We start from the raw sequence: 13,894 nt of genomic DNA on the forward strand, positions 1-13,894 counted from the left end.
GGGATCAACCACTCCCCCACGTGACCAGGTCGCCCGAGCTCGTTCGGCGATCCGATGGTCAAGGCCCACCGGAGATCAGCGAAACGGCATTGTCCCGTGGTTTCGCCGGGACCCTAGGCCGGTTGCGGCTCAGTTTCGACAACACCGTTGCCACCAAATCAGTGCACCAGGGTGCTGATCCAGCCACCGTCGACGCTCAGGAGCTGGCCGGTGACGAACGAGCTGGCCGGTGATGCGAAGAACAGGACGGCCTGGGCGATGTCCTCGGGTTCACCCAGGCGACCGAGGGCGTACTGCGCGGTCAGCGTTTTCTTCCATTCGGGGTTGGCGAAGATGGGCGCAGACATGTCGGTGTTGGTCACGGCAGGACGGACAGCGTTGACGCGCACACCCTTCGGGCCCCACTCGGCGGCCATCGCGAGTGTCATTCCGTCGACCGCTGCCTTCGTGGCGCCGTACAGGGTCTGGTTGGCGATGGCCCGTTCGCTGCCGATGACCGATGAGAGGTTGACGATGCTGCCGCCTCCTCGCGATGCCATGTGCTCAGCAGCTCGACCGGCCAGGATCAGCGGGGAGCGGGCGTTCAGCCGCCAAAGGTCGTCCGCCTCGGCCTCGGTGAGCTTTTGGCTTTGGGTGAAATTGAGAGCGCCCACGTTGTTCACCAGGATGTCCAACTGGCCCAGGCGGGCGAGGGCAGCGTCGAAGAGTCGCTCCGTTTCGCCGTCCCGCGACAGGTCGGAGGGGATGATCACGGCACCGTCCTGGAGGCTGTCGGCGACCTCGCGCAGCGACTCCTCCGACCGGCCGGTCAGCGCGAGCCGGGCGCCGGCCGTGGCGAACAATCTGGCGACGCTCGCGCCGACGCCGCGTCCACCACCGGTGATGAGAGCGGTGCGGCCGGCCAGCGGGTGGATCGGTAGTCCTTCGTTCACTTCTTCGGCTCCTCGATGAGTTGATTCGCGGGTGGGCGGCGGTAGGCGCCGTACCACCAGATGTGCCCTAGTTCGCGGGCGAACGCGGCGTCGCCGTCGCCGTTGTCGACTTCGATATGCCGGGCGATGGCCTGTCCCCCACCCCACACGATCACCCGGCTCGCCGCGGCGGCGTCCAGGTCGGCCGGGGTCTTTCCCGACTGCTGCTGTTCGACAAGTGTGCGGAGCACGGCCTGGTCGAAGCCCTCCAGATCGGCGGTGTAGAAGCCGCGAACCGTCTGGTCGTAGCTCGCGACCTCGCGCAGCGCCGCCAGCACGAAGCCTTTCCGGCGGTGCAGGGCGATGACGTCGGCGAAGAAGCGGGTGTACCGGTCGGCGCCATCCTCGCCTGCTGCGGGGTCCCATCCCTGAGCCATCTCGAGCAGCCGCTGCCGCAAATCGGCGGTCAACCGCACGATCAGGTCGGTCTTGTCCCGGAAGTGCGCGTAGAAGGTCGCCCGGGAGACACCCGCCTCGGTCAGGATCTGCTGCACCGAGATCTCGGTGTAGCGCTCGCCCCGCTCGATCAGGCGTTCCGTCGCGGCCAGGATGCGGCTCTCGACCGCCGGCGTCCCGGGGTCCGCCTTAGCTCGCCGAGTGAACGAGGCCATCGATTTCCACCAGGACGTCAGCGAACTCGGCAGGATTCGACCAGAACGGCGCGTGGTTGCCGGGCACCCGGAACACTCGATCGGCGCGGGTGGCCATCTGCTCGGCGATCGTGCCGGTCAGGGAGATGTCATCGGACGGAATGACATAGCTGTTGGCTACCTCGCGCCAGCCGACTCGAGTCACCGACTCGTAGTCAGCGCGGGCGCTCTGGGGAACCAGCCGCGCGATCGCTGCGGCGGTCTCGGGGTTGGTCGGATCGCCGTCGTAGAAGGCGAGGGGCAGGTTCAGGTCTGGGTTCGCTGCGGGGCGCAGGCCACCCAGCGAGTCCGGCGTCGGCACGCCGTGCGTGCCGAACATGCTTTCCCCGGTGTCGACCATGTAGGCGGCGACGTAGACGGCGTGGGCTACCCCGGATTCCGCGGTGATCGCCTCGGTGACGGGCACCCCCGCGTAGGAGTGGGCCACCACGACGACCGGACCGGTGATCTCGGCGATAGCCTCCCGGACGACCTGGGCATCGTCGTACATGCTCGGGTAAGGCTCGCCGGACGACGCGTCCGTCACCGCGGTCGGCAGGGTCACCGTGCGGGTCGCAAGACCGCGGTCCGCCATCGCTTTCTGCAAAGGACCCCAAACCCACTCGCCGTGGTGGCCACCGTGTACGAGCAGGAAAGTCGCATCACTCATGAAGCTGCTCCAAAGCTGGGGAGGGACAAGTACAACCCGAGTGTACGACGCAACTATACATCGTGTTCAGACATGCTGTTTCAGTGTAACTTCGATCACAGCTTAAGAAGTAACCTCGCGCCGAAGCGCACGGAAATCGCGAGACAACAACAGTCCACCAACAAAGTTCATCGACAAAGACGGCTGCGCCGGGAATACCATTCTTGAACGTGACACAGTAATCGGGTACGCCACCAGACGGTGATGGCATACCCGATCTGCACACGCAGACGTCGCCAGATCATCGGGAGCAACCCGGCGAGGACCTATCAGAATCGCGTTACCCTAGGAGCTCCGAACAAAGTATGGCCACCTCCGCAGGTGTTTGATGAAACGTTCGCTCAGTCCGTTGGCGAGAAGGTATTCCTCCGTCACCGGCGTCTTCGGACTTTCGTACCGCGGGTGCTGCTTCACTTGAAAAGGAAAATCCCGCCGGAGGATGCCGGCCCTGCCGATCAGGACGAAGTCGCATCCCTCATCCAAAAGTTGCCCGACCCGTTGAGCACTCATTATCTTTCCTGCCGTACCCACACGCACACCTCGGCGAGGAAGGCTGGTGAAGACACTGAGCATGGTCTGGCCCCGAAACGTGCCCTCCTGAACGATCTGAGCGGAATCCCACAGTGCCAGGTCGAGATAGTCGATCAGTTCGCGATCAAGGATGTTCGCTGCGATTTCGCGCAGTTCCTCCAGGCGAAGCCCGTAGCGCTCGACGGACATGCGCAAACCGATCTGGAAGTCGGGGCCGCAAACCCGTCGAATTCCTTCGATCACCTCGACGGTAAGGCGGGCTCGGTTCTCGGTGCTACCGCCATATTTGTCGCTGCGATCGTTCAATAACGGGGACATGAATTCCGACAGGATCCACCCGAATGCGCCGTGGACTGACACTCCGTTGAATCCGGCCAGTTCCGCTCTCCTCGCGGCAGCGATGAAACTGTCCCGGATCCGCTCCACCTGTTCCGTGGTCAGAGCTCTGACACCCGGCACCGTCAGGCTGGAAGCGGGGGCTGGAATTCCGCCCAAGCCAGGATCAGCGCGATGCCCGGCGTGGTGCAACTGCACAGCGGAAAGCGCTCCCCCCTCGCGGATCGAGGTGGCCATCTGGGTCAGTCCGGCCACGTGGGCATCACTATGAATACCTAGCTGCCGCTCGTACGCGATGCCGCCGGCCTCGACGTAAGTGGCACCAGTCTGGATCAAGGCGTAACCGCCCCACGCGAGCTGCCGAATCCAATCTTGGTCGAAGGTGGAAGCTGAACCGTCATGCCCGCTTTGTTGATTGACGAGCGGTGCCATCATGAATCGGTTGCGCATCGGCGGGCCATGCAGGAGGGTAAGCGGTTCAAACATTTCTGCGACAGACATGGGGTCTCCCGATAGGAGTGATGACGACCACCTTTGGCGCTTGCCATGGCGTGTGACGCCGCGACGCCGCAGTTGGTTTCTTTTCGCCGACGAGCTCTGCAAGAAAGAGCGCTGATTGCGGCGGCTCGACTATCGTCCAACCTTCACATTGGTGTCATGGCAAGCGGGCACGGACGGTGTCCCTCGTCTCGCCCGACGACCCGTTCGCGAAGCTTCTCGGCGTCGCGTTGTTCGGCGCCGCCACGACCTGGGTGCTCATCTTCGCGACCCACGCGGCTCTCCGCCGCTGGCCCGCCGACGAGGCACGCCGGTCGCCGCTGTCGCTGCCCAGCGGTTGGCACACCAGTGCCGCGGCGGCGGTCGCGACGACGGCGGCGGTCGCGAGCATGCTGTTCGTAGGGACGTTCCGGGTCGCGTGGACGGTCGGCGCCGACCGTGGAGGCGACCATGACGACCGACGAGCTGACCCCGAACGGTACGGCGCACACACCCTCAACGGTGATCTGAACCGGCATCGCCCTCTCCAGTCAGCAGCCGAGCCGCTCACTGGAGAGGGCGATGTCATCGATCCAGAGGCCGAACTCGCTCGGCGTCGTGTATCTACGGTTATACCTGCCAGGGCGTCCGGCACGACCAGATTGGTCAGCCGAGCTTACGGCTCAGGAAGTCGTGGATGAGCGGGAAGACCTCGTCGGCGCGGTCCTCGAGCAGGAAGTGCCCGCTGTCGAAGAGGTGGAGTTCGACGTCCTTCAGGTCTCGCTTGTAGGGGTGCGCGCCCTCGGCAGGGAAGATCACGTCATTCGCGCCCCAGACGATGAGGGTCGGCGGCTGCGCGGTACGCAGCCACTCCTGCACCGACGGGTAGAGCGCCGGGTTCGTGCCGTAGTCGAGGAAGTAGTCGAGCTGGATCTCGTCATTGCCGGGTCGGTCGAGCAGGGCCTGGTCGGTGGTCCAGTTGTCGGGTGAGATGTGGGAGGCGTGGGCCATCCCGTCGGTGTACTGGAAGTTCGTGGTGTCCAGGGTGAGCAGGCCGCGGAGGGCATCACGGTTTTCCTGGCTGTTGTCGGCCCAGTAGCGCTTGATCGGCGCCCAGAAGTCGTTGTCCAGGCCCTCGTCGTAGGCGTTGCCGTTCTGCACGATGAGCGCCGTGATCGCGTCGGGGTTCGCGAGGGCGAGCCGCCAGGCGGTTGGTGCGCCGTAGTCGAAGACGTTGACGGCGTACCTGGTCACTCCGAGCTTCGTCAGCAGCTTCTGCACGTACTTCGCCGCATTGTCGAAGGTGTAGGAGAACTCGGCGCGATCGGGTGCGGCGCTGTGTCCGTAGCCGGGCAGGTCCGGCGCGATGACGCGGAACCGATCCGCGAGGAACGGGATCAGGTTGCGGAACATGTGGGAGGAGGTCGGGAAGCCGTGCAGGAGCAGGACGACCGGGCCATCGGCCGGGCCGGCCTCTCGGTAGAACATCTGGAACCCGTCGAGGTCCTCGGTCTTGTACTGCACGACGGGGACGAACGGTGTGGCGGTCATGGTGGTGCTCCCTTCGGTGAACGTCGGACGAGCCAACCATACATACCTCTAGGTATGGCGACAACCCTACCTCCAGGTATGGAGCTTGCTAGTCTTGTGTCATGGACAACAGGCGGCTGATCATCGACTCGGCCAAGAGGCTCTTCTGGCGCCACGGATACTCGACGACGAGCCCGAAGCAGGTGATGGCCGACTCCGGTGTCGGGCAGGGCAGCTTCTATCACCACTTCCCGACGAAGCCCGACCTCGGCCAGGAGGTGGTTCGGGAGAACGGGCGGGATCTCCTCGCTTCCGTGCGCGCCGCGATGGAAGGGTTGCCGACGGGCCGGGAGCGCCTTGCCGCATTCCTCGCGTCGGCCGGCGACGCGCTCGGCGGATGCCAGATCGGTGGCTTCGCGTACGACGCAGGGATTCTTGCCGAAGCCGGGTTACGGGAGGCCCTCGGCGCCGCGTTCACCGAGCTGGCCGACCTTCTTGAGAACGTCGTTCGAGAAGCTCAGGGCGACGGCTCACTATCGCCGAAGCTGGACCCGGCGAAGACCGCTGCCACACTCCTGGCCGTCGTCGAGGGCGCGTTTGTCATCGCGCGAGCCACCGGACGGCAGTCCTCCGCCGACAATGCGACCACGGGCGCTCTCGCGCTGCTGGACGGGAACGACGTCAGGTCGTGACTCCCCATCGACGTGCCGCGAGATCGGGCCGGGACGTTCGAGCCTCAGATGGTCCGCAAGCCGCAGCGCCGGTCGTCGGGGGTCGACGAGGTGGAGTTGTCGTTGCCTGCGCCGGATCACCGACACGGTGATCAAGGAGATCAACGACTGGTCACGCCTGCCCCTGTCGGACTATGGGCCGACGCCGGTGGCGAAGGCGCGTTCGGCAGGGGCGCACGCTCGGCGAGGTCCGACATCTCCTTACGCATCGGTGCTGTAGGTATTCGCCGCCCGCTGGGGACGCGGCCACGAGTGCGGCTGCCGCGACGACGTGGCTGAGCTACCTCTGGGCGACGGCGTCCAGGTACGCGTCGATGGCCTGCAAGTTCTTCGTCAGGCACTCGAGTCGCTCCGCCATCCGGTCGCGCTCCTGCTGAACCCGGCTGACGAAGTCCGGGGCGGGATACTCGCGGGTCGCCGCTTCGGCCAGGCAGGGCAGCACTTCCCTGATGATCTCTGTCGTCAGGCCTGCGTTGAGCAGACTGCGAATCTGCTCGACCCTTTCCACCAGGGCCTCGTCGTAGTCGCGATACCCGTTCTCCTCGCGCCTGGGACTGAGCAGGCCTTGCTCTTCGTAGTAACGCAGGAGTCGAGGCGACACGCCCGCCCGCTCGGACAACTCTTTGATCCTCAACGAGACCGCCCTCACAGCACCCTTGCCATCACATTGATGTGAAGGTTACAGCATGGTCGAGCCGCCGCAGCAGTGGTGGCTTGAGACCTGCAACTAGATGAGGAATGACCCGTGTCCACCACACATCTGGACGTTCCGCAGACGTCGCGTACGGAACGTCTGCCGTTCCCGTCCCTGATAGCGCTCTTCACCGCCGGATTGATCACCACCCTGACCGAAGCGCTGCCGGCCGGTGTGCTGCCGCAGATGAGTCAGGCGCTCGGAGTCTCGGAGTCCGTAGCCGGTCAGACCGTCACGATCTACGCAGTGGGAACGCTGCTGACGGCGATCCCCGTCGCGCTGGCCACCGCGACGTGGCCACGACGTCACCTGCTCCTGGCAGCACTGGTGGGCTTCGTGATCGCCAACCTCGTCACCGCCGTCTCCCTCAACTTCTCCGTCACGATGGTTGCCCGATTCGTCGCGGGCGCCGCCTCCGGGGTCGTCTGGAGCCTGCTTGGTGGGTACGCGGCACGTCTGGTCGGCCCCCCACTCAAGGGCCGGGCGATGGCGTTCGCCTTCGCCGGCACACCGGTAGCCCTGTCTCTCGGCGTGCCAGTCGGCGCGTATCTCGGCAAGGCGGTCGGGTGGCAGCTCACCTTCGGCCTCGCCTCGGCGCTGACCGCCCTACTGATCATCTGGACCGCGTGGAAGTTGCCCAACTTCGCCGGACAGAAGGCCGAGGACCGGATTCCACTGCGCACCATCCTGAAACTGCGGGGCATCCGTACGGTCCTCGTGGTGACCGGAGCGTTCGTGCTCGCGCACACCATCCTGTACACGTACATCACGCCCATCCTCGCCGACGCCGGTCTGCAGGATCATGTCCAGTGGATCCTTCTCGACTTCGGCATCGCCTCGATCGTCAGCATCTGGCTCACAGGCCTATTCATCGACCGGCACCACCGTCGACTCGTCGTACTCGGCACGGGGTTGTTCGCCGCAGCCGCGGTCGTGCTGACCGTGGCCAGTTCCAGCGCTGTGGCCGACTACGTCACGGTCGCGGCATGGGGACTGTCGTTCGGCGGCGCAGCCACCCTGCTGCAATCGGCGCTGATGAGGGCGGCAGGAGAGCACGCAGACGTGGCCCAGTCGTCGATGGTGACGACCTGGAACCTGGGAATCGGCCTCGGCGGACTCGTTGGCGGCGCGCTTCTCGCCGGCTTCGGGTCGCGCTCGCTCATCATCGCAGCGGTCGTACTCATGGTGCCGACCGTGCTCGTGGTGATCCTCGCCCGGCGGCACGCCTTCCCGACCCGGCGCCCGAACAGCGCCTAGAACTGCCAATTAGCAGCCCCGCCTGTCAGTAAGAATGAGTAGGAGGGTCACACACATGGAATCTGGAAGAGCGGACTCGGCCAGGACCGCTGACATCAACTTCTACTTCGATCCGATCTGCCCGTTCGCATGGATGACAAGCAAGTGGATCAGGATCGTGCAGGCACAACGGGACTACACCGTCGACTGGCGGTTCATCTCGCTGCGCCTGATCAACTCGCACATCGACTACGACACCCACTTCCCGCCAGATTACGAAGCCCAGCACACCGCGGGGCTGCGCCTGCTGCGGGTGGCCTCGGCGGTGCGCGAGAAGCACGGCCGCGAGGCGATCGGCCCCCTGTACACCGCGTACGGCGCCCGCATCCTGGAGGTGGGCCCCGACGACGGCCGGGAGCCGGGCTGGCAGGGTGCTCCCGACCTCGCCACCGCCGCGCTCACCGAGGCCGGCCTGCCAAAATCGCTTGTCGAGTTCCTCGACGACACGTCCCGTGACGCGGAGATCCAAGCCGAGTCGGACGAGGCGCTGTCGCTGACGGGTAAGGACGTCGGCACGCCGATCGTGCACTTCCAGCCGCCGGACGGCGCGGCGTTCTTCGGGCCGGTGATCAGCCGGCTACCCGACGAGAAGCAAGCCGCACAGCTGTGGGACCACGTCGTCGGCCTCGCCCAGTTCCCCGGATTCGCCGAACTCAAGCGCAGCCTGCGCGAGCAGCCACAACTGCCGTCGTTCGGAGTCACCGCGCAGGAGACAGGGAAGGTCGAGGACTGGCACGCCGGAAGCCGGCGTCTCAAGAAGTAGACACCCGGTCGTTCCTCCTACCGGCAGTCAGCGGTACCGCACTAGTGGGCAGCGGTCCGGGCCTGTCAGCGACAGCCCTTGTTCCTTGGCCGCCCTAACCAAGCCGGCGACAGCTTTACCTCCGCCGACGCTTGGGTCACTTCTTACACCCCATCGGGTCGCTCCGTGCCGCGGGTCATGACGACACCCACGTCGCCAGGCACAACGCCCGGAGTCGCAGGCCGAAGACACCGATAGACCCACAGGCCCGACCGGTGAGGGTCTCGGCCTCCGCAGGCCGTGACCTTACAACACACAGTGAATGTCTTTCCGCCAACTATGCCTTGCTGGTGGAAGACGAAAGGAAGGTGGAATCTCGTGGTGTCGTACGGCCACTTGCAGCCCGTGCGTGTTCAGTTCGATGACCTGGACCCGATGGGCATTCTGCATCACGCCAACTACCCCAGACTGCTGGAGCATGCTATCGCGGCATACGTCGCGCCGATGGGATTGGCATTCGGCGGGCCGAAGCAGGACCTTTATCACGTCATTCGTGAATTCAGTATCAGATACGACGCCCCCATCCGAGGTTACGGCGGTGTCGAGGTGCATTTCTGGACGGAACGACTCGGTTCGAAATCGGCTGACATGGGCTTCCGGTTCGTTTCGACGGATGGCAAGGTCGTTCATGCCGAGGGGGTGCGGAAGCACGTTCATATCGATCCACGCACGATGAAGCCGGCCGAGTGGAGTGATCTCGCTCGTAGCATCCACGACGACCTGGCGCGGCCGGCGGGGACTGACTGATTCGGGTCGTGGACATCGTCGACGTGAAAGACGTCTGCCCGGCACGACACGTGCCGGGCAGACTCGCCCGTCACTAGGGGAGAAGGCGAGAATCACAGTGCCTGGAGTTTGCGGACGTCGTCGTCTGCGCACTGGTGACCACTGAGGTGGAACGCACGTCAGCAGCGAGAATTCACCGTCCGTGCGAAAGGACAAGGTCCATCGGACCGCGCGTCACTCCTGGTCGGGCTCACAGGTGAACAGCCCGTTCGGCGGTATCTTTCCTAAATGATGCTCGAATGGGGCGCAGAACGCCTGCATTTCACCGTTGAGGGCGCCGGACCGGCACTTCTGTTCCTGCACGGACTTGGGGGAACCGCCGGAAATTGGTTGCATCAACGTCGGTACTTCGCCGCGACCCACCGCGTGATTGCGCTGGATCTCCCAGGCCACGGCCGGTCGACCGGGATCGAGGTGCCGTTCGGGGACTATGCCCTTGCTATCGAGGCGGTGGTTAAGCACTGCGCGGTGGAGCAGGTGTCGATCGTCGGTCTGGCCGCCGGCGCGCGGGCCGGGTTGGCATTCGCGGCGAGCCGACCGGCCCAGGTTCCAGCCCTGGTGATCGTCAACGCCTTCCTACGATTGACTCCGGAAGATCACCGCCGCAACGTCGAGCTGTACGACCTTCTCCTTCAGCCGAACGGCGTCACGGCGTGGGGAGAGGCTCTGCTGTCGAAGATGGGGATGACCGCGCATCCCGGAATCAATCGAAGCTTCATGCGGTCACTGTCGGGCGTCGACGCCTCCCACCTGCGGCGAATCTTCAGCGAGACCCTCGACAGCGACCAGGAAGGTCAACTGGCCAATGTTCCGGCTGAGGTGCTGCTGATCAGGGGTGAACGAGACGACCTCATCCCGGCGTACACCATCGAGGACATGCCGGCTCTACATCCCGGGACGCGGATAGCTCGGTTCCCCGAACTGGGCCATCTGCCCTACCTGGAAGACCCGGCGGCCTTCAACGCCGCGGTGGCGGCGTTCCTCCGGCCAGCACAGTCACCCGCCGAGACCTCGGCGAACTGAGCCTGTGCCGAACAGTCACGCCTACGCCGAGGCGTCCCGCACACGGCGCGTCCGGCCTCTGACCGAGACCGAACGCGTTGTTGGCCTGCCGGGCGCGTACCCGGGGGGTGGGGTGAATTTACCGGCGGTGACGTTGCAGTTCCATCCGGCGGTGCAACAAGCAAACCGGCCTGATCGTTGCCTATCGTCGCGGCCGATTCAATGACCTTAACCTTCATGGCGGTTGGTCAGTGGTGTCGGTTGCGCCGGGCGTCGGTCAGCGTGATGCCGAACAGGACGCCCATCGTGACAATCAGGACGACGATCGGGGCCTGCGCGGTCAGCACCGGCGTCAGGCCGAGCAGCAGCACCAGCCAACCCACCCGGGACCGCGGGAGCTGACCGAGGAGTACGTACTCGGAGCTCATTCGCCCGAGCACGAACAGGACCGGGCCACCGACGATGAGGGCGACCCAACTCGTCGGGGTGGTGGGCCCGAGGGGTTCGTGGAGGACGAGTTCCACCCCGGCCGACGTGGCGATCACCCCGGTCACCACACCCGCATAGACGTACGGCGCGAGGCGCACCGCCTGACGCGGACGCCAGTGCGCCGACCGGTCGACGAGCGTGTTGCTCTGGAGCACGTAGATCTGCCAGAAGAGCAGCGCGGTGGCGATCGCGATGAGGAAGACGGCAGCCCGGGCGGGCGTGTAGGCCTCGCTGGCGAATGTCAGCGTGGCCATCAGTGTCAGTTCGCCGAGGGCCAGGATGGCGATCTGCTGGTAGCGCTCACCGAAATGGACGCTCAACTGGTTGTACTGGTCGAGCGGCACCCGACCCAGTCTGGGCGTCGGGTGGCGCAGCGCGGTGGCCATGTAGTCGACGGCGAGCGCGCCGGCCCACAGCCCGACACGCCAGGCCGGATCGACGAAACCGCCCGCGAGCCACAGGACTCCGGAGATGACGAACCAGAACAGGAACCGTTCCTCGCGGGCGTGCGCGCGGCGTGGACGCAGTGCGCCGACCAGCAGGGCCCCCCGTACCAGGTGCAGGCCCACGTACGCGCTCGCGAAGAGGAGACCGCGCCCCTCGTACGCACTCGGTACGGCCACCGCCATCAGGGCCACGCCGAACATCGCACTGGCGACCACGCCCTGGATCACCCGTAGCCGGGGATCGTAGAACTCGGTGACGATCGCCGTGACCGACCAGGTCCACCAGACGGCCAGCAGCAGAACAAGGCCCTGACCCAGTCCGCTCCAGGTGGAGTGCTCGGCCAACTCCATCGACAACTGCGCGAACGCGGCGACGTAGAAGACGTCGAAGAACAACTCCAGCAACGTCGCCCGGCTCGACGACTTAGGGTCACGTCGTAGCCCGACCGGCTCCGCGCTCGTCATCGATGGGCCGTCCCCACTGGGCCTCCCGCGGACGACTCCACGTCGAGGCCGGGACATCCCCCGAGGTGAGGCTTGCCCGCCCGGCAGCCGGCGACGTGCGGCACACGGCGATCAACGACCGAGATGCTGGCGAGTTACCCACGACGCCTCGCCCTTGTTTGCGGACTCCGTGTAGCGCCGTGCCCGTCCTCCGCGTCCTAGGCGGGGAACTGCTGCTCGCTCTCGGCGGCGGCCAGCGGGTGTGGCTGACCGGTGAGGGCAGCCAGCGCGGCGGCGACGGCGTGCAGGTCGGCTTTGATGTAGGTGGTGGTGGCGGTCCGCGGCGGTCGGTGTGCCCGGCGTAGGCGCGGGTCACCCCGTAGCCGAAGTGGCGTTCGACCCAGGTCAGGGTGGTGTGGCGCAGCCAGCGCGTGGTGACTCCCTGGGCGGCGACCCACGGCAACTGTCGGCCGATGCGTTTCCACAGCAGGTCGTAGCGCCGATAGGAGGCCGGTTGGCCGTTGCGGTAACGCAGCAGCGCATCGGTCGGAGCGACAGCGCCACGGGCCCGGGCATGGTCATCCAACCGGCTGGCGAGAATCGGTGTGATGGGCTGCCAGCGTTGCGTGCTGCCTTCTCGGACAGGCGGATCAGCGCGTGGTCGGTGTCGAGGTCGATCACGCGCAGTGCGAGGGCGCCGCCGCGTCGGCAGGCAGTCTCGGTATGCAGGCGCAGCAGCAGCGCGTCGAGCACGATGTCGTTGCCGCCGCTGCGGGCGGCAGCGTTGATGTCGGACAGTTCTTCGGGGGTGAGGGCGCGGCGGGTGTTGGGCAGCCGGCGGGGTTTGCGGACCCGGTGGGCCGGGCTGTCCGCGATGGTCAGGTAGCCGTCGGCGATGGCGCGGTTATAGAAGGCGCGGGCTGCGGCGATGAGGTGCTCGCCGGCGTACCGGCCGTTTCGGGAGTTGCGGCGAGGGCGGGCGCCTGCGACGGCCTGCCGCATGAGGGCTTCGATGTCGCTGGCCCGCACCGCGTCAATGCGCAAATCGCCGAGGGCTGCGACCATTCGTCTCCAGGAACTGCCGTAGGTACGTCGGGTGCCCGGGCTCGCCGCCGCGACCACAACAGGAAGGTACTCGGCGACTGTCGGCACGGCAGGCCGGTTACTGCCGGTGAGGTCGGCGGCGGTGAGGCCGAGGTGCTCGAGCATCGCTCGGGCGGTGGCAACACGATCGGGATCCATGGTCATGAGGGCTCTGCGAGGATGCGGGCGTGCAGGTCGGCCAGGACCGCCGTGATGGTGTTTGAGGGGTGCACGACAATGCGGTTCTGGCGGGGCAGGGCAGCCAGGAGCACGGGTTCGCCGGTGGCGGTACCGCACAGGTGTCGGGCGGCCGCCGGTAGGGGCAGCTCTTCGCGAGTGCCCACGACGTGCGCGCCTTCGGCGGCCGGGGTGATCAGGATTGCGTCGGTCACGACGTCGACGTGCAGGGTGAGGCCCGGTGTCCAGCCCAAGGCCCGCAGCAGTGCACGAGCGGTGACGCGGCCGGCGGCGTCGGGTCGGGCCACGTCGAACAGCACGCCATCACTCGTGCGGGCAGTGCCGGCAGCGGTGCCGGCTCCGGTGATGCGACCGGCAGTGGGGTGGGTATGAGCGCCTCGACGAGCTGCTCGTCGGGCCGCCGAGGGCGCGGCCTGCCGGGGCTCACCACGCCCCCACCAGCGCGGATGCGGCAGTGTCAGTGCAGGTGGCAGTGACTCCCGAGGGCTCGCTGTGCACACATGGGACAGGTGGACTCGATGATCCACACGAGGGGAGTTGATCTCGCGTGGATCTCCACGAAAAGCGGTGTCCGAGGGGGGATCGAACTCTTGTACGTATCACCTGTGCGCCATTCAGGGTGCGCATACTCATAGGTTACGGCACGGCTAGGTTCTGTCTCGCGGATCATGAATCTCGCTCGTTAGACCCGTTGTGGCACGAGGCGATCTGACGAATCACGAGTGGGCTGTGCTGGCGCC

At 66.0% G+C, this 13,894-nt stretch carries 15 protein-coding genes and 1 pseudogene; 6 read left to right on the top strand and 10 right to left on the bottom strand.

Annotated elements, in window-relative coordinates; all coding sequences use genetic code 11:
• Positions 1-158 precede the first annotated feature (158 nt).
• The 6 genes from AB0A95_RS18760 to AB0A95_RS18785 form a co-directional block, all read right to left on the bottom strand.
• Positions 159-932 (bottom strand): SDR family oxidoreductase, encoded by a 774-nt coding sequence (locus AB0A95_RS18760; RefSeq protein WP_357556995.1) that lies wholly within the window; start codon positions 930-932, stop codon positions 159-161.
• Positions 929-1,582, bottom strand: coding sequence for a TetR/AcrR family transcriptional regulator (locus AB0A95_RS18765; protein WP_357556996.1), 654 nt, complete (start codon positions 1,580-1,582; stop codon positions 929-931). The genes AB0A95_RS18760 and AB0A95_RS18765 overlap by 4 nt, the downstream gene beginning before the upstream one ends.
• Positions 1,557-2,270: an alpha/beta fold hydrolase gene (locus AB0A95_RS18770; RefSeq protein WP_357556997.1), complete on the bottom strand. Its 714-nt coding sequence runs from the start codon at positions 2,268-2,270 to the stop codon at positions 1,557-1,559. Before AB0A95_RS18770 ends, AB0A95_RS18765 begins: the two co-directional genes overlap by 26 nt.
• A 324-nt stretch (positions 2,271-2,594) precedes the next feature.
• Positions 2,595-3,677 carry an NADH:flavin oxidoreductase gene (locus AB0A95_RS18775; protein WP_357556998.1) on the bottom strand — a complete coding sequence of 361 codons (1,083 nt, stop codon included), beginning with the start codon at positions 3,675-3,677 and terminating at the stop codon, positions 2,595-2,597.
• A gap of 154 nt (positions 3,678-3,831) precedes the next feature.
• Entirely contained in the window at positions 3,832-4,065 is a 234-nt protein-coding gene (locus AB0A95_RS18780) for a hypothetical protein (RefSeq protein ID WP_357556999.1), read from the bottom strand.
• Positions 4,066-4,319: 254 nt separating this feature from the next.
• Complete coding sequence (locus tag AB0A95_RS18785) at positions 4,320-5,204, bottom strand: alpha/beta hydrolase (RefSeq protein ID WP_357557000.1); 885 nt, start codon at positions 5,202-5,204, stop codon at positions 4,320-4,322.
• Positions 5,205-5,305: 101 nt separating this feature from the next.
• Between AB0A95_RS18785 and AB0A95_RS18790 the strand changes: the two genes are divergently transcribed.
• A complete protein-coding gene (locus tag AB0A95_RS18790; RefSeq protein ID WP_357074603.1) occupies positions 5,306-5,875 on the top strand; it encodes a TetR/AcrR family transcriptional regulator in 570 nt (189 codons plus the stop codon).
• Positions 5,876-5,986, top strand: a pseudogene (locus AB0A95_RS18795) (transposase); the annotation flags it as partial.
• 208 nt (positions 5,987-6,194) lie between these two features.
• Here the strand turns inward: AB0A95_RS18795 and AB0A95_RS18800 are convergent.
• Complete coding sequence (locus AB0A95_RS18800) at positions 6,195-6,548, bottom strand: MerR family transcriptional regulator (RefSeq protein WP_196924233.1); 354 nt, start codon at positions 6,546-6,548, stop codon at positions 6,195-6,197.
• A gap of 111 nt (positions 6,549-6,659) precedes the next feature.
• On the opposite strand from AB0A95_RS18800, the gene AB0A95_RS18805 reads away from it, so the two are divergent.
• From AB0A95_RS18805 to AB0A95_RS18820, 4 genes are all read left to right on the top strand, one after another.
• Positions 6,660-7,865, top strand: a complete 1,206-nt coding sequence (locus AB0A95_RS18805) for an MFS transporter (protein ID WP_357557001.1) — start codon at positions 6,660-6,662, stop codon at positions 7,863-7,865.
• A 55-nt stretch (positions 7,866-7,920) separates the two neighbouring features.
• Positions 7,921-8,667: a hypothetical protein gene (locus AB0A95_RS18810; RefSeq protein ID WP_357557002.1), complete on the top strand. Its 747-nt coding sequence runs from the start codon at positions 7,921-7,923 to the stop codon at positions 8,665-8,667.
• A gap of 357 nt (positions 8,668-9,024) precedes the next feature.
• Positions 9,025-9,453, top strand: coding sequence for a thioesterase family protein (locus AB0A95_RS18815; protein WP_357557003.1), 429 nt, complete (start codon positions 9,025-9,027; stop codon positions 9,451-9,453).
• A 267-nt stretch (positions 9,454-9,720) separates the two neighbouring features.
• Positions 9,721-10,515: an alpha/beta hydrolase gene (locus AB0A95_RS18820; protein ID WP_357557004.1), complete on the top strand. Its 795-nt coding sequence runs from the start codon at positions 9,721-9,723 to the stop codon at positions 10,513-10,515.
• 227 nt (positions 10,516-10,742) lie between these two features.
• Here the strand turns inward: AB0A95_RS18820 and AB0A95_RS18825 are convergent, their stop codons facing one another.
• From AB0A95_RS18825 to AB0A95_RS18835, 3 genes are all read right to left on the bottom strand, one after another.
• On the bottom strand, positions 10,743-11,894 hold the full coding sequence (locus AB0A95_RS18825; RefSeq protein WP_357557005.1) for a low temperature requirement protein A: 1,152 nt from the start codon (positions 11,892-11,894) through the stop codon (positions 10,743-10,745).
• Positions 11,895-12,278: 384 nt separating this feature from the next.
• On the bottom strand, positions 12,279-13,121 hold the full coding sequence (locus tag AB0A95_RS18830; RefSeq protein ID WP_357557006.1) for a hypothetical protein: 843 nt from the start codon (positions 13,119-13,121) through the stop codon (positions 12,279-12,281).
• Positions 13,118-13,453: a hypothetical protein gene (locus AB0A95_RS18835; RefSeq protein WP_357557007.1), complete on the bottom strand. Its 336-nt coding sequence runs from the start codon at positions 13,451-13,453 to the stop codon at positions 13,118-13,120. Before AB0A95_RS18835 ends, AB0A95_RS18830 begins: the two co-directional genes overlap by 4 nt.
• Positions 13,454-13,894: the final 441 nt, after the last annotated feature.

The sequence above is a fragment of the Micromonospora sp. NPDC049230 genome, from assembly GCF_040647875.1.
Classification (GTDB): Bacteria; Actinomycetota; Actinomycetes; order Mycobacteriales; family Micromonosporaceae; genus Micromonospora.